This is a genomic window from Orrella dioscoreae (assembly GCF_900089455.2).
Classification (GTDB): domain Bacteria; phylum Pseudomonadota; class Gammaproteobacteria; order Burkholderiales; family Burkholderiaceae_B; genus Orrella; species Orrella dioscoreae.
In genome coordinates this window covers 4,067,736-4,085,109 of record NZ_LT907988.1, presented here as the reverse complement: position 1 = coordinate 4,085,109, position 17,374 = coordinate 4,067,736, and the positions used below count along the sequence as shown (strand labels likewise).

Genomic DNA, 17,374 nt, shown 5'->3' with positions numbered 1-17,374 from the left:
GGGAGCCGAGTGATAACATCGGCTATTCAATCGTGAGATGTCCGATTGTGCCATCAACCAGGCGGGTCGCGTGAAGTCGCAAACTCCTCTCAAATCCATTGTCCTGGCGCTGGCGTTGGCCTGCGCCGGACTGCCGGTCCAGGCCGCGCCCAAGGCGGGTGACGGCGTCCAGATCGTCGCGCAGCGCCTCCAGGAAAAGAAGCGCGTGCCCGAGACCGAGGTCATCCGCTTGCGCCCGGGCCAACTGCCCGAGGTCAGCCTCTCGGCCAATATCCTCTATCGCATCCTCGTGTCCGAGATCGCCGCCCAGCGCGGCGTCTATGCCACCGCCGGCAACACCATGCTGGAGCTGGCGCGCGACACGGGCGACTACCGCCTGGCGCGCCGCGCGCTCGAATTCTCCCTGGCCGGCGGCAATCTCAGCGCCGCGCTGGACGCCGCCCGCTACTGGTCGCGCCTGGCGCCGAACGACCCGGAAGCCAGCTCGACCGAGTTGGCGCTGGCAGCCGCCTCCGGCCAGACCGCGGGCCTGGGCAAGACCCTGCGCGCCCGCATCGACGCCGCGGCCGACAAGCCTGCCGCCATCGCCCAGGCGCTGGCCGTCATCGGCCGCATGAGCGACCGGCGCAAGGCCCTGGCCGTGCTGGACGAAGCCCTGAGCGACAGCGCCCGCAAGATTCCGGCCTCCCGCATGGCACTGGCCGACCTGGCGCAGGCAGCCGGCGACGCCGAGCGTGCCGCCAGCGAGGCGCGCGAAGCCCTGGCGCTGGCCCCGCGTTCCGAAGAGGCCGCCCAGCGCGTGCTGGAATACGGGCTGAAGGACGACCCGGTGCGCGCCATCGCCGACGCCCGCGAGTTCGCCCAGCGCAACCCGGACGCGCGCCGCCTGCGGCTCGTCCTGGCCACCCAGCTTTCCGATAACGGCGACCACGAAGGCGCCTTGTCCGAGATCGAGTCCATGTCGCGCCGCGCGCCCGAGGATTTCGACCTCATGTTCATCCGCGCGCAAATCCTGTATCGCGCCGGCCGCCTGCCTGAAGCCCGCGGCGCGCTCGAGCAGTTCGTCGAGGTCCAGGCCCAGCGCGAGCGAGACACCGCGCCCGGCACGACCGACGCGGTTGCCGCGTCCGCCGACGCCTACCTGCTGCTGTCGCGCATCGCCGAGGAGCAGGGAGACCTGGACGGCGCCGTCCAGGCGCTGGGCCGCATCGAGGATCCGTCCGTGCGCTACAGCGCCCGCCTGCGCCAGGCCAGCCTGCGCGCCAAGCAGGGCAATGTCGATGAAGCGCTGGCCCTGATCCGGTCCGCTCAGCCCCAGGACGAGGAAGAGGCCCTGCAGGGCACGCTGGCCGAGGCGCAACTGCTGCGCGAGTCCAACCGCGTGGACGAGGCCATCGCGTACCTGGCCCAGGCCGACGCCAGGCAGCCCGACACCGTCGAGATCAAGTACGACCTGGCGATGCTGCAGGAGCGCGTGGGCAATGTCGAGGAAATGGAGCGCCTGCTGCGTCAGGTCATCGCCCTCGACCCCGAGCATGCGCATGCCTATAACGCGCTGGGCTACACGCTGGCCGACCGGGGCCAGCGGCTGCCCGAGGCCCTGGCGCTCGTCACGCGCGCCCTGGAACTGGCGCCCAACGATCCCTTCATCATGGACAGCATGGGCTGGGTGCAATACCGGCTGGGCGACGACGAAGCCGCCGCGGGGTACCTCACGCGCGCCTATGCGTTGCGCGACGACGTCGAGATCGCCGTGCACCTGGGCGAAGTGCTGTGGAAGCTGAACCGCCGCGCCGAGGCGCTGAAGCTGTTCCGCGACGCGTCCGCCAGGGACGCCGACAACGCGCTGCTCAAGGAGACCGTGCAGCGCCTGGGCGTGCAGCCATGATGGCGCGCGTGCGCACCTTCCTGCGCGTGGCCGCCGCCGCGGGCCTGACCGCCCTGGTGGCCGCCTGCGTCAGTCCGCCTCCCGTCGCGGACGGCGGCTCGGACGAGATCACCGACGCCTTTGCCCGCACGGGCCGCTTCGCCGTGCGCGTGGAAGCGCCTGGCGAGCAACCCGAGGCCGTGCAGGGCGGATTTGCCTGGCGCGACCAGGGCCGCCGGCTGGTGCTCGATCTGGCCAATCCCTTCGGCTCCACGCTGGCCCGCATGGAAGCCACGCCGCAAGGCGCGGTGCTGACGCGCGCCAACGGCGAGGTCTTTCGTGCCGCCAACCCCGACGCCTTGATCGCCGAGGTGCTGGGCGGCGACATCCCCGTGTCCGGCTTGCGTGACTGGCTGCGTGGCCGCCTGGCCGCCGATCCCGCCGCGCAGGATGTCCGCCAGGACGATGCAGGCCGCCCCACCGCCTTCCGGCAGGGCGGCTGGCAGGCCGCGTTGTCGCGCTACGACACCCAAGGGCCGCAGCTGCTCGTGCTCGAGCGCAATGAAGCGGGCCGGCGCATCGTGGTCCGCCTGGTGGTCGACGCGATCCAGCCCTGAGCCGCGGCGCACGCCGCAAGCCCATGACGACGCTCTACGACATCCCCGCGCCCGCGAAGATCAATCTGTTCCTGCACGTGGTGGGACGCCGTCCTGACGGCTATCACCTGCTGCAGACGCTGTTCCGCTTCGTGGGCCTGTACGACACCCTGCACCTGGACACCCGCGGCGACGGCCTCGTCACGCGCGCGACCGACCTGCCTGGCGTGCCCGCGGACGACGACCTGACCGTTCGCGCCGCGCGCGCGTTGCAGGCCGCCACGGGCGCGAAGCAGGGCGTGCAGATATCGCTGCAGAAGCGCATCCCCGCCGGCGGTGGCCTGGGTGGGGGCTCCAGCGATGCGGCCAGCGTGCTGATCGGGCTGAACCGCCTGTGGGGCACCGGCCTCTCGCGCCGTGAACTCATGCGCCTGGCCCTGCCCCTGGGCGCCGACGTGCCCGTGTTCGTTTTCGGCCAGTCCGCATTCGCCGAGGGCGTGGGCGAGCTGCTGACCGCCGTGGACCTGCGTCCGGCTGCCTATCTGGTGGCACAGCCGAAAGCCGCGGTGCCGACCGCGGGCATATTTTCCGCCCCCGAGTTGACACGCGATACGAAACTCGTCAAAATAGCGGACTTTTCCGATCTGCTGAAAACGAAACGGCAGCCGGCGAATGGAAATGCGGACCAGGGTGGCAGTTCAATCCCGCAGTCTGCAACGTTCGCAAGCCGCTATTTTGGCCGCAATGATCTGGAGCCCGTCGTCATGGCGCGCTATTCCGAAGTCAGGAATGCCGCAAGCTGGCTGGCTCAACAGGGCATCGTGGTGCGCATGTCGGGCTCGGGTGCCTGCCTGTTCGGGCAGTTCCCGGACCTGGATTCAGCGCTTTTTGCACAATCGGAAATCGCCGCTAAAATGCGACTCGCGCAATCCGGGTCGCGGACGGAAAGCAGCGTACCGCTTGCCCAGGCACATGCCTGCGAAGGATTGGACGAGCATCCGTTGCGGCACTGGGTTGAACGTGAGTAGTGAGCGTGAGTAGTTACAGTTGGGGAGTCGCCAAGCTGGTTAAGGCACCGGATTTTGATTCCGGCATGCGAAGGTTCGAATCCTTCCTCCCCAGCCAAACCGTCCAAGGGCCATGCCGCGGCGCCGCCGCGAGAATCCCCCGGACACTTGCCATCAGGGCATCATAAATAAAGCTGTTGAACTTGCCTTCCAATCCGTGGCGCCGGTTCAGCAGCTTTTTTCATTTGGGTCGTCGGAGCCGCAATTCTCATCATGACCAACGATAGCTTCATGATCTTCACGGGCACAGCCAATACGCGCCTGGCTGTGGACGTCGTCAACCACCTCGACATGTCCCTGGGCAAGATGGCCGTGGGGCGTTTCTCCGACGGTGAAGTCATGGTCGAGATCAACGAGAACGTCCGCGGCAAGGACGTCTTCGTGCTGCAGCCGACCTGTGCGCCCACGAACGACAACCTGATGGAAGTCATGGTCATGGTCGACGCCCTGCGTCGCGCCTCGGCCGGCCGCATCACCGCGGCAATTCCGTATTTCGGCTATGCCCGCCAGGACCGCCGCCCGCGTTCGGCGCGCGTGGCCATCTCGGCGAAGGTCGTCGCCAACATGCTGCAGGTCGTGGGCGTGGACCGCGTCCTGACCATGGACCTACACGCCGACCAGATCCAGGGTTTCTTCGACATTCCGGTGGACAACATCTATGCAGGCCCGATCCTGCTGGGTGACATCTGGCGCAAGAACTACAAGAACCTGGTCGTGGTCTCGCCCGACATCGGCGGCGTGGTGCGCGCCCGGGCGCTGGCCAAGCCGCTGGAGGCGGACCTGGCCATCATCGACAAGCGCCGCCCGCGTGCAAACGTGTCGGAGGTCATGAACATCATCGGCGAAGTCGACGGCCGCACCTGCATCATCATGGATGACATGGTCGATACCGCCGGCACGCTGTGCAAGGCCGCGCAAGCGCTGAAAGAGCGCGGCGCCGGCGCCGTCTACGCCTATTGCACGCACCCCGTGCTGTCGGGCGGCGCCGCCGAACGCATCAACAATTCCGAGCTGGACGAGCTGGTCGTCACCGACAGCATCCCGCTCTCCGAGGAAGCGCGCAGCTCGCCCAAGATCCGCCAGCTGTCGTGCGCCGCGCTGCTGGGCGAAACCATCATGCGCATCTCGAACGCCGAGTCCGTCAGCTCGCTGTTCGTCGAGTAAATCCGTCTTCGCAGGGGCCGCTGGTCGCGGCGGCCCCTGCAAAACGTGACGCGCATGTCGCGCGTCATGCCCCTACCGGGCGGCCCAGGCCGCCTTTTCATTCGTTTGGAGCATTACCATGAAATTCAACGCCTCTACGCGTAGCCTGCAGGGATCGAGTGCGAGCCGCCGCCTGCGCCACGCCGGCCGCGTGCCCGCCGTCGTGTACGGTGGTACCGAGCAGCCGCTGTCGATCGACGTCGACCACAACGACATCTACCACGCCCTGCGCAAGGAAGAGTTCCACTCGTCCGTGCTGGACATGGATGTGGACGGCAAGGTCCAGCAAGTGCTGCTGCGCGACGTGCAATGGCACGCGTACAAGAAGCAGGTCATGCACCTGGACTTCCAGCGCGTCGACGCCAAGCAAGCGCTGCACACCAAGGTGCCGCTGCACTTCGTGAACGCTGAAGTCTCGCCCGCCGTGAAGCTGGGCAGCGCCATCGTCAGCCACATCGCCACCGAACTGGAAATCAGCTGCCTGCCGGCCAACCTGCCCCAGTTCATCGAAGTGGACCTGAGCAACCTGGAAGTGGGTCAATCGGTTCACCTGGCCGACGTCAAGCTGCCCAAGGGCGTGACCCACATCGCCCACGGTGGCGAAACCAACCCGCTGCTGGCCACCGCTGTCGTGCCCGCTGGCGCTGCTGACGCCGCCGAAGGCGAAGGCGAAACGCCCGCTGCCTGATCGCCCGCCCGGGCCGGCCTGCGCGGCGGCCCATGCAAGCTCGGCAGGAAAGCCGGATGGGATTCCATCCGGCTTTTTTCGTTCTGGCCAGCCCGCGGTGGCCTGTGTCGTCACCTATGGCATAGTGTGGCCTGCTTCCCGGGGCGGCGCCCCGATCGACCTACGTTTCCCGCATGTCCGTTCCCATCCGATTGATCGTCGGGCTGGGCAATCCCGGCCCGGACTATGAGCGCACCCGGCATAACGCCGGCTTCTGGCTGGCCGAGCAGGTGGCCGATGACCTGCGCGCCAGCTTCAACCTGGAAAAGGCCTTCAGCGGCCAGGTCGCCAAGACCCGTCACGGCGGCGAGAACCTGCTGATCGCCAAGCCCATCACCTACATGAACCGCTCCGGCCAGTGCGTGGGCGCACTGGCGCGTTTCTACAAGCTGGCGCCCGAGCAGATCCTGGTGCTGCATGACGAGCTGGACCTGATGCCCGGGCAGGTGAAGCTGAAGCAGGGCGGCGGCCATGCCGGCCATAACGGCTTGCGCGATATCCAGGCCGTGCTGGGCAGCCCTGCCTTCTGGCGACTGCGCCTGGGCATCGGGCATCCACGCACGCTGGGCCTGCAGCAGCAGGTGGCGGATTTCGTGCTGCATCCCGCGCGCCGGGAGGAGCAGCAGGCGCTGGACGACGTGCTGATCCGCTGCCGCGCCGTCATGCCTCAATTGCTGGACGGCGAGTTCACTCGCGCGACAGCCCGCCTGCATGCAGACAACCCCGCCTGAGCTGTCCCAGCCGCCGCGCCGCCGCTTTCGCAGCGAGCTGGCCGCGTTCTTGCGCGACGTGCGCTGGATGCGGCTGTCGCCGCGACGGCCCGGCCGCCGGGGCGGCACGGGGCTGGCCGCCGATTGGCAATTGCAGTCGCGCGTCACGCGGCTGCTGGCCTGGGCACTGTTCCTGTGGAGCGTGAACATCTTCGCGCTGGGGCCGCTGGTGCTGCTGGCGGCCGGCACGGGGGGCGCCGAGCATCGCATCAACCTGGACAACCTGCCGTGGATGCAGGCCATCCTGTGGGCGCCCATCGTCGAAGAGCTGTTGTTCCGCTACGGCCTGCGCCGCCCGGTGCACATGCTGTGGATGGTGCCCATGGGCGGCGCGGCCTTGCTCATGGGGCCTGGCCTGTGGGCGGGCGCGCTGGTGGCCCTGGGCCTGGCGCTGTCGGTCTGGCACAGCCGCCGGCCGCATCCGCCCTCGGCCCACTGGCGGCCGTGCATGCGGCGCTACATCCGCCTGTATCCCGTCGTCTTCCACCTGGCCACGCTGGCGTTCGCCGGCCTGCACCTGGCGAACTATTCCCTGAACGCCATGCCCTGGTGGCTGATGCCGGTGCTGGTGCTGCCGCAATGGCTGACCGGCCTGGCGCTGGGATGGCTGCGCACGCGGGCGGGCATCGTCGACGCCATCGTGCTGCATGCGATTTTCAATGCGGGGCCGGTGTTGTTGATTTTGTTGGTGATGCGAGGCTTGGCAGGCGGCTGAAGGGGCGTAAAAGAGGGGGCGGTGAGCGCTGTCACGCGGTGAGTCGGCCAGGGGCGGTAAACTGGCGGATTCGCAAGAATCCCTCTTTCGTACGCACAGGATCACAATGGCTCTGCAATGCGGCATCGTCGGCCTGCCCAACGTTGGCAAATCGACGCTTTTCAACGCGCTGACCCGCGCCGGCATCGCTGCCGAAAACTATCCCTTCTGCACCATCGAGCCCAACGTGGGCGTGGTGGAAGTGCCGGACCCGCGCCTGCAGGCCCTGGCCGAGATCGTGAAGCCCGAGCGCATCCTGCCGGCCACGGTCGAGTTCGTGGACATCGCCGGCCTGGTGGCGGGCGCCAGCAAGGGTGAAGGCCTGGGCAACCAGTTCCTGGCCCACATTCGCGAGACGCACGCCATCGTCAACGTCGTGCGCTGCTTCGAAGACGAGAACGTCATCCACGTGGCGGGCAAGGTCGACCCCATCGCCGACATCGAGGTCATCGAGACCGAACTGGCCCTGGCCGACCTGCAGACCGCCGAGAAGGCCCTGTTGCGCCACCAGAAGACCGCCCGTTCGGGCGACAAGGATGCCCAGCGCATCTGCGCCGTGCTGGAACGCTGCATCACGCACCTGAACGAAGCCAAGCCCGTGCGTTCGCTGGGTCTGTCGCCCGAGGAAATGGCCGACGTCGCGCAGCTCTGCTTCATCACCGCCAAGCCCGCCATGTACGTGGGCAACGTGGCCGATGACGGCTTCACCGACAACCCGCTGCTCGACCGCCTGACGGAATACGCCGCCGCCCGCAACGCGCCCGTCGTGGCCATCTGCGCGGCCATCGAATCGGAAATCGTCGACCTGGACGACGCCGACCGCGCCGCCTTCCTGTCCGACATGGGCATGGAAGAGCCGGGCCTGAACCGCCTGATCCGCGCCGCCTTCCGCCTGCTGGGCCTGCAGACCTATTTCACCGCCGGCGTGAAGGAAGTGCGCGCCTGGACGGTGCCGATCGGCGCCACCGCCCCGCAAGCCGCGGGCGTGATCCACACCGACTTCGAGCGCGGCTTCATTCGCGCGCAGACCATTTCCTATGCCGACTACATCGCCTGCAAGGGCGAGTCGGGCGCCAAGGAAGCGGGCAAGATGCGCGCCGAAGGCAAGGAGTACGTGGTGCAGGATGGGGACGTGTTGAACTTCCTGTTCAACGTCTGATACCCCCAAGCAATGCGTGACGATCACCTGAACGCAACCGGAGAGCGTCATGCATGAAATCATCTGCCCCCATTGCAAGAAGGCCTTCAAGGTCGACGAGGCGGGTTACGCGGATATCCTGAAGCAGGTCCGCGACGTCGATTTTGAAAAGCAGCTGCATGAGCGGCTGGAACTGGCCGAGCAGGAGAAACGCACGGCGGTCGAACTCGCCCAGGCCAGGGTCGCGGGCGAATTGCAGAAGGCCGTGTCTTCCAGGGACGCCGAGATCCAGGACCTCAAGGCCAGGCTCGATGCCGGAGAGGTGGCAAGCAGGCTCGCCGTGACCGAGGCCCGCAGCGTCGTCGAGAAGCAGCGCGACGCGCTGGCCAACGAACTCGAGAAAGCCAGGAGCGGGCAGCAGGCGGCGTCCGAACTGGCCGAGGCCAGGCTTGCCAGCGAGCTGCAGAAAGCCACGGCCCAGAAAGAAGCGGAAATCCAGGCGCTGCGGGCCCAGCTCGACGCCAGCGGCATCACGCAACGGCTGGCCATCACCGAGGCGGTCAGCGTCGTCGAGAAGGAAAGGGATGGGCTGAAGGGCAGCCTGCAGCGCGCCGAGCTGGAAAAACACCTTGCCGAGAAATCGCTGAAGGAAAAGTACGAGACGCAGATCAAGGACCGCGATGACGCGATCGAGCGCCTGCGCGACATGAAGGCGCGCCTGTCGACGAAGATGGTCGGCGAGACGCTGGAGCAACACTGCGAGACGGAGTTCAACCGGATCCGGGCCACCGCCTTCCCGCGCGCCTATTTCGAGAAAGACAACGACGCGCGCAGCGGCAGCAAGGGCGACTACGTCTTCCGCGACCTGGATGAAGATGGCACCGAAATCGTCTCCATCATGTTCGAGATGAAGAACGAGAACGATGAGACGGCCACCAAGAAGAAGAACGAGGACTTCCTGAAGGAGCTCGACAAGGATCGCACGGAGAAGGGCTGCGAATATGCCGTGCTGGTCTCCCTGCTCGAGCCCGACAACGAGCTGTACAACACGGGCATCGTCGACATGTTCCACCGCTACCCGAAGATGTACATCGTCAGGCCGCAATTCTTCATCCCCATGATCACGCTGCTGCGCAACGCGGCGATGAAGTCCTTGATGTACAAGGCGGAGCTGGCGCAGGTGAAGGCGCAGAACCTCGACATCACGAAATTCGAGACGCAACTGGATGACTTCAAGTCTGCGTTCGGGCGCAACTGGCGCCTGGCATCCGATGGTTTCGAAGAGGCCGTCAAGCGCATCGACGAGGCCATCAAGGACCTGGAAAAGACCAAGGAGGCGCTGTACAAGTCCGCGAACAACCTGCGCCTCGCCAATGACAAGGCGGAAGACTTGACCATCAAGAAGCTGACGCGTGGCAATCCGACGATGGCGGCGAAGTTTGCCGAGCTGAAGGACCAGGACGCCCCGGGGGACTGACGAGGCGCGTCATGACGCCAGGCAGGAATGCCGGGATGGCGAAGGCCGTCCCGGCATGTTTCTTTCAAGGCTTCAGAACACCTGCTTCGTCGGCCGCAACACGATCTCGTTGATATCCACGTCCGCGGGCTGCTCGATGGCGAACGCCACCGCCCTGGCCACCGAACTCGCCGGAATCGCATCCTTGTAGAAGTTCAGCACCGTCTCGGCGGCCCCGCCCGAGGTGCTGTACTTCAGGTCGCTGTCCACGGCGCCCGGCTCGATGGACGTCACGCGGATGTGCTCGCCCACTTCCTGCCGCAAGCCTTCCGAGATGGCGCGCACCGCGAACTTGGTGCCCGAGTACACCGTGCCGCCCGGCGCGAAGACCTTGATGCCGGCCACCGAGCTGAGGTTGATGACGTGGCCGCTTTGCTGCGCCAGGAAACGGGGCAGGGCGGCGGCGATGCCGTACAGCGTGCCCTTGATGTTGACGTCGATCATCGCGTCCCATTCGTCGGTGTTCACCTCGGCCATCGGCCGGATGGGCATGAGGCCGGCGTTGTTGACGAGGACGTCCAGCCTGCCGAAGTCCGCCACCACGGCGGCGACGACGGCTTCGACCTGGGCCTTGTCCGTGACGTCCAGCGCATAGGCGCGGACCGTGCCGCCGGCGGCTTCGATGTCGGCGGCCACGCCGTCCAGCTTGTCCTTGCGGCGTGCCGCGATGGCGATCTTCGCGCCGCGTGCCGCGAGGAAGCGGGCCGTCTCGGCGCCCAGGCCAGTGCTGCCGCCGGTGATCAGGATGACCTTGTTTTCAATGCCGTTGCTCATGCGTAAGCCTCTTGGGTGATGGGTGGGGAGAAAGTGGGGTAGTCGGTGTAGCCCTGCGCCTTGCCGCCGTAGACCGTGGCCATGTCGAGGGGGCTCAGCGGCCAGCCGTTGGCGATGCGCGCGGGCAGGTCGGGATTGGCGATGAAGGGGCGGCCGAATGCGATCAGGTCCGCCAGGCCTGCGTCGACCAGCCTGGCGCCGCGTTCCGCGGTGTAGCGGCCCGCATACAGGATGCGTCCGCTGAAGGACTGCCGGACCGCCAGGCGGAAGGCCAGCGGAAGCTCGGGCGCGTTGTCCCAATCGGCTTCGGCGATCGAGACGTAGGCGACGCCGGCCGCTTCCAGCAACTTGATCGCCTCGATGTAGGTCTGTTGCGGATCGTCCTCGACGAAGCCGATATAGACCCGATCCTGGTCCGTGCTGGAGAAGAGCGGGGTGAAGCGCACGCCCAGCCGGTCCGGACCGACGACCGCCCCGACGGCAGCGATGATCTCGCGCAGGAAGCGCAGGCGGTTGTGCAGCGAGCCGCCGTAGGCGTCATTGCGGTGGTTGGCGTGCGCGGAGATGAACTGGTTGACCAGGTAGCCGTTGGCCGCATGGATTTCCACGCCATCGAAGCCGGCGGCCAGTGCGTTCCTGGCCGCCTGCGCGTACAGGTCCACCAGCGCTTCGATCTCGGGGATGGAGAGTGCGCGGGGCAGTGAAGGCTCGACCAATGTGCCAACACCGGGGCCCGTTTCGATGAAGGCTTTCACGTTTCGCGCCTGGATCGCGGAAGGGGCGACGGGCGCGTCGCCTTGCGGTTGCAAGGCGGTGTGCGAAACGCGGCCCACATGCCAAAGCTGCGCGAAGATCACGCCGCCTTCGGCATGTACCGCGTGGGTCACTTGCGCCAGCCGTCGATCTGGGCCTGGCGATGGATGCCAGGCGTCCAGGCGTAACCCTGGCCGCGTGGTTCGATTTGCGTGCCTTCGCTCACCATGAAACCCGCGCCGGCACGTTGCCGGTAATAGTCGGCCATCAGCGCGTTCGGCACATTGCCCGGCTGGGCGCTGCGCTGACGGGTGAGCGGGGGCAGAACGATGCGGTTCTTCAGGACCTGGCGGCCCAGCGTGACGGGCGTGAATAGCGAGGGATGCTGCATGGGAATCTCCTCATTGATCGGGGCGCGAATCATCTGGCGCTTGGTCATGCCGACTTGCCGGGGGCCAGTTGCTCGAGCAGGCGGGTTGCCGCCGCGGCGGAGGACGCCGGGTTCTGGCCGGTGATCAACAGGCCGTCCTGCACGATGTAAGGCGCCCAGTCAGGCCCCTTGGTATAGATGCCGCCCTGCGCCTTGAGCACGTCTTCGACCAGGAAGGGCACGATGTCGGTCAGCGCGACGGCGTCTTCCTCGGTATTGCTGAAGCCGGTGACTTGCTTGCCTTCGACCAGGGGACGGCCGGCGGGCGTCTTCACGTGCTGAAGCACCCCGGGGGCGTGGCAGACCAGCGCGATGGGCTTGCCGTTGGCAAGGAAGGCTTCCATGAGCGCGGCCGACGTGGCGTCCTCGGCCAGGTCCCACAGCGGGCCGTGCCCGCCGGGGTAGAACACGGTGTCGTAGTCGGCCTGCGAGACGCTGTCGAGGCGGACGGTGGCAGCCAACTGCGCAGTCGCCGATGCGTCGGCTTCAAAGCGGCGAGTCTCCGCCGTCTGGAAGGCCGGCTCGTTACTCTTGGGGTCCAGCGGGGGCTGGCCGCCCTTGGGCGAAGCCAGCACGATCTCGGCGCCGGCGTCCTTGAAGACGTAGTACGGCGCGGCCAGCTCTTCCAGCCAGAAACCGGTCTTGCGGCCGGTGTCGCCGAGTTGGTCATGCGAGGTCAGGATCATCAGGACTTTCATATCGTTTCTCCAGGTGGTGGTCTGTTTTTATTAGACCGGTCGTCTATAAGCAAGGGCTAAAAAAGCACCGCTATCGGCGGTGCCTGGAAGCGGTCCCGCGGCTCAGGCGGGAAGATGCAGGATCTTGCGCGTCGTGCTCATGGCCGTGGCGAAAGGTTGGGGGTTGCGGACGATCTTCACCATGATGCTGGCGCCCAGCCACAACTGATACAGGCTGTCGGCGACGTCTTGCGGCGTGCCGTCGATGGACAGCGAGCCCTCCGCGACGCCAGCCTGGATGGCCTGCGTCAGGCGGGCGGTAAGGCGGGTGGCCCCGCGCTTGAGCGACAGCCGCATGTCCTCGGACAGGTCCGCGACCTCGGCGCCCAGTTTCACGGCCAGGCACTTGCCCTGGCAGTCCGAGAAGGACTGGTTGTCCTGCCAGGCCTCCCAGTACTTCATCAGGCGCTGCGACATGTCCAGGCCCGGGGTGGCAAGGATGGCATCGATCTCGGCCAGGTAGGTGTCGAAATAGTTGTCGAGCAAGGCGACACCGAAAGCGTCCTTCGAGCCGAAGTAGTGATAGAACGAGCCCTTGGGCACGCCGGAGGCGGTCAGGATCTCGTTCAGACCGACGGCCGAGAAACCCTTGCCGGCCATGATGCGTTGGCCGTGGGCAAGGATGTTTTCGCGGGTGTGTGGCGTATCTACGGTGTGCGAAGTGCTCATGGAACGCACTGTAGCATCAGATTAGACCGGTCGTCTAGTTGCGTGGTTTGCCGTGGTACGGCCGCCACGTCGGCTTGCGGGCGGCAAGGGCAATGATAGGCGCGGGCGGCGCACGCCAATGAAAAAGGGGCCGCGCGTGGCGGCCCCTTCCTGCTGCAATAACGGCGGATCGGTCAGAAGTCGATCTGCGCCGACAGCAGCACCGTGCGCGGCGCGGCGACGGTGGCGAACGACCCGCTCGCCAGCCAGTAGTTGCTGTTGAACACGTTCTCGACGTTGGCACGGAAGACCACTGAGCGGCCGGCCACTTCCGTCACGTAGCGCGCCCCGACGTCATAGCGCGTCCACGAGGGCATCTGGATCGTATTGGCGGCGTCCAGCTGGACCTTGGCCGTGTGGATGGCGCGAGCGTTCAGGTTCAGGCCGGGCACCCAGGGCAGGTCCCAGCCCACGCCCAGGTTCAGGGTGTGATCCGGCACGCCGACCGCCTTGTTGCCCTGGTTCAGCCCGCCATTGGTCTTCGTCTGCTTGGCATCGTAGAACGTGGCGCTGGCCATGAGGCGCACGCCGTCCACCACCTCGCCGACCGCCGCCAGTTCCAGGCCGCGATTGCGCTGCTCACCGCCGTAGCTGAAGATGTTGGTGGTGGTGTCCGTGTAGGAGTTGGGCCGTTCGATCTGGAAGATCGACACGGTGGTCATCGCAGGACCCCAATCGGCCTTGACGCCAGCCTCGTATTGCTTGGTCTTGGCGGGCGGAAAGGATTCGCCCGCGTTGGCGGCGGAGTTGGGGGCGACGCTGCCCGTGGTGAGGCCGGCGGTGTAGTTGCCGTAGACAGAGACGTTGGCCAGGGGCTTGACCACGAAGCCGACGAGCGGCGTGACCGTGCTGTCGCTGTAGGACGAGGTGCGCAGGCCGGTGCTGGTGTTGAAGGCGTCCATCTCGACGCGCTGGTGGCGCAGGCCGCCCGTGAGCAGCACGCGGTCATCCAGGAAAGACAGCGTATCCGTCACGGCGATGCTGGATAGCGTGGCTTCCGAGGCCTTGCCCGGGCGGTGGCGTTCGCCGGTCATCGGCGTCAGCTTGACAGGGTGGTAGATATTGCTGGGTTGCGCGGACGCGGGCGGGGCAGACAGGAAGAAGTTGCCTTTTTCCTGCTCGAGCCGCGAAGCGCTGAGATTGAGGGCGTGCTTCACGCCCCAGGTGTTGAAACGGGTCCGCGCGCCGATTTCGCCGGTCTTGGTCCGCGAGTAGGCGTCATACCAGGCGTTGGTGACGCTCAGGTCGCCCGTGGGCGACACCGCGCTGGTGCCGCGGGCGGCCGGGAAGTCTTGCTCGGACGCGCCGTAGCGGTAGCCGCCGGCAGCATAGACGGTGACCTTGTCGGACAAGTCGTATTCCAGGCGTGACGCGATGGTCGAGTCACGGAACATCAGTTCCGTGCCGTTGTAGATGGCCCGGTGGCCTGACGGTGCGTCGGGGATGACCCTGCTGCCGGTCTGGAAGCCGTTCTGCGAACGGAAGTTGTCGGTGTTCTCGCGCTGCGTGTAGGCATCCAGCGACCACCGCAGGCGAGCGCCGCGGTAGTCCAGGGCGAGGGCGCCCAGGCCGAATTCCTGGCGGCCGTTGTCGAGCGAGGTCTGGCCATTGCGATAGACGCTGTTGACGCGCAGGCCCCAGCGGTTCTGTTCACCGAAGCGGCGGCCGACATCCGCATGGATGCCCAGCACCGACTTGCTTTCATAGGTGGTGGTCAAGCGGGTGAGCGGCTCATCGCCGGCGCGCTTGGTCACGATGTTGATGCCGCCGCCGACGCTGTTGGCGGGGCCGATGCCGTTCATCAGCGTGCCCGGGCCTTTCAGCACCTCCACGCGTTCCATGATGGCGGCAGGCATGCGGTTGGACGACGCCAGGCCGAACAGGCCGTTCAGGCCCACGTCATCGCTCGACATCGAGAAGCCGCGGATCTGGAAGTCGTCGCTGAAGCCGCTGGAGGAGGTCAGGACGCGGACCGATGCCTCGTTGACGACGACGTCGGCGAGCGTACGCGCCTGCTGGTCTTCCAGCGCCTGCGACGTGTAGTTCGTGGTGCTGAAGGGGATGTCCATGACATCCGAGGTGCCCAGCATGCCCAGGCCGCCGCCACGCGCGACCTGGCCGCCTGCATAAGCGGGCGGCAGATCGGCCGCCGTGGCCGCCGTGACCGTCACGGTGGGCAGCACGTTGGCGCCCGCGCCGGCGCCCGGCAGGCTGTTCAGCACATAGCTGCCGTTGGCTTGCAGCACGGCGCGCAGGCCGGTGCCGGCCAGCAGGGCGTCCAGGCCGCCGCCGATGCTATAGCTGCCTTTCAGGCCGCTGCTTTGGCGGCCTTCCGTGAGCTCGGGACGGAAGGACAGCATGATGCCGGCTTCACGGCCGTAGCGGCCCAGCACATCGCCAAGGGGGCCGCCGGGAATGTCATAGGCGCGGGTTTGCGCCTGCGCGTGCGTGACGGTGGGCGTGAGCAGGATGGGGGCGCCAAGGACGATGGCGGAAAGGGCAAGCTTCAGCGACGAAGCCAGGGCCGTACGCCGGAAGGCGGGGGCGAAATGCATTGCGTGACCTCTGGGAAAGGAGATGAGGAATCGGGTTCTCATCTGCCATGACCCGCGAGCCGGCGAAACAGCTCAACTTGGCCACTTATATTTGTAAATATTTGTATCTACGCTTGGGGGCGTGGCTTCGCACGGGACTCGACCAGGATCACGCGCTCGCCCCAATGACGGGTCTGGATGACCAGGCGCAGGTCGAGCGTGATGCTGAGGACTTCCAGGACCTTGCGGATGTCGTCCAGCGGGAAGGAGCCGGACACGCGCAGGTTCGCGATTGCGGGATCGCAGCGCAAGGTTTCACGCGTGTGCCGGCGCAACTCGTCCAGGAAACGGTCCAGTCGCATGTCGCGCGCAACGAGGAAACCGTCGATCCAGGCGGCGGCCAATTCGTCAGCGGGCTCGTCGTGGGTGATCGCCTCCGTGGTGTAGCACGCCCGGTGACCCGCTGCGACGACGTGGCGGCGGGCGCTGGCGCGGCGAGGCTCGAGCTGCACCTGGCCGGCGTAGACATTGACTTCGGTTGCGCTGTCCCAGAGCCGGACCGTGTAGCGCGTGCCCAGCGCGCGCGCGATGCCCTGCTGGGTTTCGACCAGGAAGGGACGCGCCACGGGCTGCGTGTCTGGGGCGGTCGTGATGAGGACCTCGCCAGCCAGCAAGCGGACGCGGCGCTGTTGTGCGTCGTACAAGACATCGATGGCGCTGTCGGTGTTCAGGACGAGCGCGGTGCCGTCGGCCAGCATGACGGTGCGCCGCTCGCCGACCTGCGTGCGATGGGTGGCCTGCCAGGTGAGCCAGGGCAGTTCCCTGTGCAACAGCCAACCGCCGCCGCCCGCGAAGGCCAGGACGGCCAGCGCGCTCAGGGCGCGCCGGCGGCTGCGGGAGGCGGGCGCCAGCGTTGCCTGCGCGATGGCGGCGTGCGTCGTGCAGGCCAGCGGCTGGAGTTGTCCCATGACAGACTCGATCCGGCGCCAGGCGCGTTCGTGATCAGGGTGTTCGGCCAGCCAGCGATGCCAGGCCGCCGTGGTGTCGGGCGCGACAGGCTCGTCCTGCAGGGCCATCAGCCAATCCAGGGCGCGCTGGGCCACGGCGGGCGGGATGGTCGCGGCGTCCGTCGTGGACTGGTACCAGGGATGGGAGGACACGGCCGGCAGGTCCTAGCCGGTGAAGGCGAGGTCGGCGAAGCAGCAACGCTGCAGGGCGCGGACGATGTGGCGCTTGACCGTGGCAATCGAAATGCCCAGCGCGTCCGCCACTTGCGCGTGCGTCTGGCCGTCCAGTTGCGACATCAGGAATGCGCGGCGCGCCAGCGGGGGCAGGTCGTCCAGCAGGCGATCCAACTCGAACAGGGTCTCGAGCAGGATGGCGCGCGCTTCCGGCGAACTGGCCACGGGTTCAGGCGCCTGGGCCAGGGCTTCCAGGTAGGCGCGCTCCAGCTTCTGGCGGCGCCAGTGGTTGGAGACGAGATTCTGGGCGACGGTGGTGAGAAAGGCGCGCGGCTCGTCGATGACGGTGGGCGTGCGCTCGCTGCTGAGCAGCCGGATGAAGGTGTCGTGCGCGAGGTCGGCGGCGTGATCCGAATTGCCCAGGCGGCGATGCAGCCAGCCTTTCAGCCAACCGTGATGGTCGCTGTAGAGCATTTCGATGGTGGCGGGCGGGGGGCACCCCAGAGTACTCACGATCGTGGGCCTTTTGCTTAGCACCACGACCCTGCCGTTGGCCAGCTCAAGAAGGTTAAGAAGAATAAATAATAGGAATAGTTTCCATTATCAGACAAAAATTCAC

At 66.8% G+C, this 17,374-nt stretch carries 15 protein-coding genes, 1 tRNA gene and 1 pseudogene; 10 read left to right on the top strand and 7 right to left on the bottom strand.

The window, feature by feature from the left end; all coding sequences use genetic code 11:
- Positions 1 to 37 precede the first annotated feature (37 nt).
- The 10 genes from ODI_RS18825 to ODI_RS18780 all read left to right on the top strand — a co-directional run bounded on the left by ODI_RS18825 (position 38) and on the right by ODI_RS18780 (position 9,599).
- A complete protein-coding gene (locus tag ODI_RS18825; protein ID WP_067754642.1) occupies positions 38 to 1,888 on the top strand; it encodes a tetratricopeptide repeat protein in 1,851 nt (616 codons plus the stop codon).
- On the top strand, positions 1,888 to 2,484 hold the full coding sequence (lolB, locus tag ODI_RS18820) for a lipoprotein insertase outer membrane protein LolB (RefSeq protein WP_067754766.1): 597 nt from the start codon (positions 1,888 to 1,890) through the stop codon (positions 2,482 to 2,484). Before ODI_RS18825 ends, lolB begins: the two co-directional genes overlap by 1 nt.
- A 23-nt stretch (positions 2,485 to 2,507) precedes the next feature.
- Positions 2,508 to 3,491, top strand: a complete 984-nt coding sequence (ispE, locus tag ODI_RS18815) for a 4-(cytidine 5'-diphospho)-2-C-methyl-D-erythritol kinase (protein ID WP_067754644.1) — start codon at positions 2,508 to 2,510, stop codon at positions 3,489 to 3,491.
- A 20-nt stretch (positions 3,492 to 3,511) separates the two neighbouring features.
- Positions 3,512 to 3,588: transfer RNA gene (locus ODI_RS18810), tRNA-Gln, on the top strand.
- 155 nt (positions 3,589 to 3,743) lie between these two features.
- The gene (locus ODI_RS18805; protein ID WP_067754647.1) at positions 3,744 to 4,694 is read left to right on the top strand and encodes a ribose-phosphate pyrophosphokinase; all 951 of its coding nucleotides are present in this window, start codon (positions 3,744 to 3,746) and stop codon (positions 4,692 to 4,694) included.
- 118 nt (positions 4,695 to 4,812) lie between these two features.
- The gene (locus ODI_RS18800; protein ID WP_067754651.1) at positions 4,813 to 5,421 is read left to right on the top strand and encodes a 50S ribosomal protein L25/general stress protein Ctc; all 609 of its coding nucleotides are present in this window, start codon (positions 4,813 to 4,815) and stop codon (positions 5,419 to 5,421) included.
- 173 nt (positions 5,422 to 5,594) lie between these two features.
- The gene (gene pth / locus ODI_RS18795) at positions 5,595 to 6,191 is read left to right on the top strand and encodes an aminoacyl-tRNA hydrolase (RefSeq protein WP_067754654.1); all 597 of its coding nucleotides are present in this window, start codon (positions 5,595 to 5,597) and stop codon (positions 6,189 to 6,191) included.
- Positions 6,172 to 6,945: a CPBP family glutamic-type intramembrane protease gene (locus tag ODI_RS18790; RefSeq protein ID WP_067754657.1), complete on the top strand. Its 774-nt coding sequence runs from the start codon at positions 6,172 to 6,174 to the stop codon at positions 6,943 to 6,945. The genes pth and ODI_RS18790 overlap by 20 nt, the downstream gene beginning before the upstream one ends.
- Before the next feature lie 106 nt (positions 6,946 to 7,051).
- Positions 7,052 to 8,143 (top strand): redox-regulated ATPase YchF, encoded by a 1,092-nt coding sequence (ychF, locus tag ODI_RS18785; protein WP_067754659.1) that lies wholly within the window; start codon positions 7,052 to 7,054, stop codon positions 8,141 to 8,143.
- A 49-nt stretch (positions 8,144 to 8,192) separates the two neighbouring features.
- Positions 8,193 to 9,599, top strand: a complete 1,407-nt coding sequence (locus ODI_RS18780) for a DUF2130 domain-containing protein (RefSeq protein ID WP_067754661.1) — start codon at positions 8,193 to 8,195, stop codon at positions 9,597 to 9,599.
- Between the two features lie 72 nt (positions 9,600 to 9,671).
- Here the strand turns inward: ODI_RS18780 and ODI_RS18775 are convergent, their stop codons facing one another.
- The 7 genes and pseudogenes from ODI_RS18775 to ODI_RS18745 form a co-directional block, all read right to left on the bottom strand.
- A complete protein-coding gene (locus tag ODI_RS18775) occupies positions 9,672 to 10,412 on the bottom strand; it encodes an SDR family oxidoreductase (protein ID WP_067754663.1) in 741 nt (246 codons plus the stop codon).
- Positions 10,409 to 11,556 (bottom strand): annotated as a pseudogene (locus ODI_RS18770) (alkene reductase). The gene ODI_RS18775 and the pseudogene ODI_RS18770 overlap by 4 nt, the downstream one beginning before the upstream one ends.
- A gap of 44 nt (positions 11,557 to 11,600) precedes the next feature.
- Positions 11,601 to 12,293 carry a type 1 glutamine amidotransferase domain-containing protein gene (locus ODI_RS18765; RefSeq protein ID WP_067754665.1) on the bottom strand — a complete coding sequence of 231 codons (693 nt, stop codon included), beginning with the start codon at positions 12,291 to 12,293 and terminating at the stop codon, positions 11,601 to 11,603.
- A 102-nt stretch (positions 12,294 to 12,395) separates the two neighbouring features.
- Positions 12,396 to 13,001 carry a TetR/AcrR family transcriptional regulator gene (locus ODI_RS18760; RefSeq protein WP_067754668.1) on the bottom strand — a complete coding sequence of 202 codons (606 nt, stop codon included), beginning with the start codon at positions 12,999 to 13,001 and terminating at the stop codon, positions 12,396 to 12,398.
- Positions 13,002 to 13,174: 173 nt separating this feature from the next.
- Positions 13,175 to 15,595, bottom strand: coding sequence for a TonB-dependent receptor (locus ODI_RS18755; protein WP_173719684.1), 2,421 nt, complete (start codon positions 15,593 to 15,595; stop codon positions 13,175 to 13,177).
- 107 nt (positions 15,596 to 15,702) lie between these two features.
- On the bottom strand, positions 15,703 to 16,734 hold the full coding sequence (locus tag ODI_RS18750; RefSeq protein WP_067754671.1) for a FecR domain-containing protein: 1,032 nt from the start codon (positions 16,732 to 16,734) through the stop codon (positions 15,703 to 15,705).
- Positions 16,735 to 16,746: 12 nt separating this feature from the next.
- A complete protein-coding gene (locus tag ODI_RS18745) occupies positions 16,747 to 17,268 on the bottom strand; it encodes a sigma-70 family RNA polymerase sigma factor (protein ID WP_408635854.1) in 522 nt (173 codons plus the stop codon).
- Between the last annotated feature and the right edge of the window lie 106 nt (positions 17,269 to 17,374).

Coding starts and splice junctions, on each gene's coding strand:
- ispE (WP_067754644.1), top strand. CDS start 2,508: ATGACGACGCTCTACGACATCCCCGCGCCCGCGAAGATCAATCTGTTC.
- ODI_RS18755 (WP_173719684.1), bottom strand. CDS start 15,595: ATGCATTTCGCCCCCGCCTTCCGGCGTACGGCCCTGGCTTCGTCGCTG.
- lolB (WP_067754766.1), top strand. CDS start 1,888: ATGGCGCGCGTGCGCACCTTCCTGCGCGTGGCCGCCGCCGCGGGCCTG.
- ODI_RS18790 (WP_067754657.1), top strand. CDS start 6,172: ATGCAGACAACCCCGCCTGAGCTGTCCCAGCCGCCGCGCCGCCGCTTT.
- ODI_RS18825 (WP_067754642.1), top strand. CDS start 38: ATGTCCGATTGTGCCATCAACCAGGCGGGTCGCGTGAAGTCGCAAACT.
- ODI_RS18780 (WP_067754661.1), top strand. CDS start 8,193: ATGCATGAAATCATCTGCCCCCATTGCAAGAAGGCCTTCAAGGTCGAC.
- ychF (WP_067754659.1), top strand. CDS start 7,052: ATGGCTCTGCAATGCGGCATCGTCGGCCTGCCCAACGTTGGCAAATCG.
- ODI_RS18775 (WP_067754663.1), bottom strand. CDS start 10,412: ATGAGCAACGGCATTGAAAACAAGGTCATCCTGATCACCGGCGGCAGC.
- ODI_RS18765 (WP_067754665.1), bottom strand. CDS start 12,293: ATGAAAGTCCTGATGATCCTGACCTCGCATGACCAACTCGGCGACACC.
- pth (WP_067754654.1), top strand. CDS start 5,595: ATGTCCGTTCCCATCCGATTGATCGTCGGGCTGGGCAATCCCGGCCCG.
- ODI_RS18805 (WP_067754647.1), top strand. CDS start 3,744: ATGACCAACGATAGCTTCATGATCTTCACGGGCACAGCCAATACGCGC.
- ODI_RS18760 (WP_067754668.1), bottom strand. CDS start 13,001: ATGAGCACTTCGCACACCGTAGATACGCCACACACCCGCGAAAACATC.
- ODI_RS18800 (WP_067754651.1), top strand. CDS start 4,813: ATGAAATTCAACGCCTCTACGCGTAGCCTGCAGGGATCGAGTGCGAGC.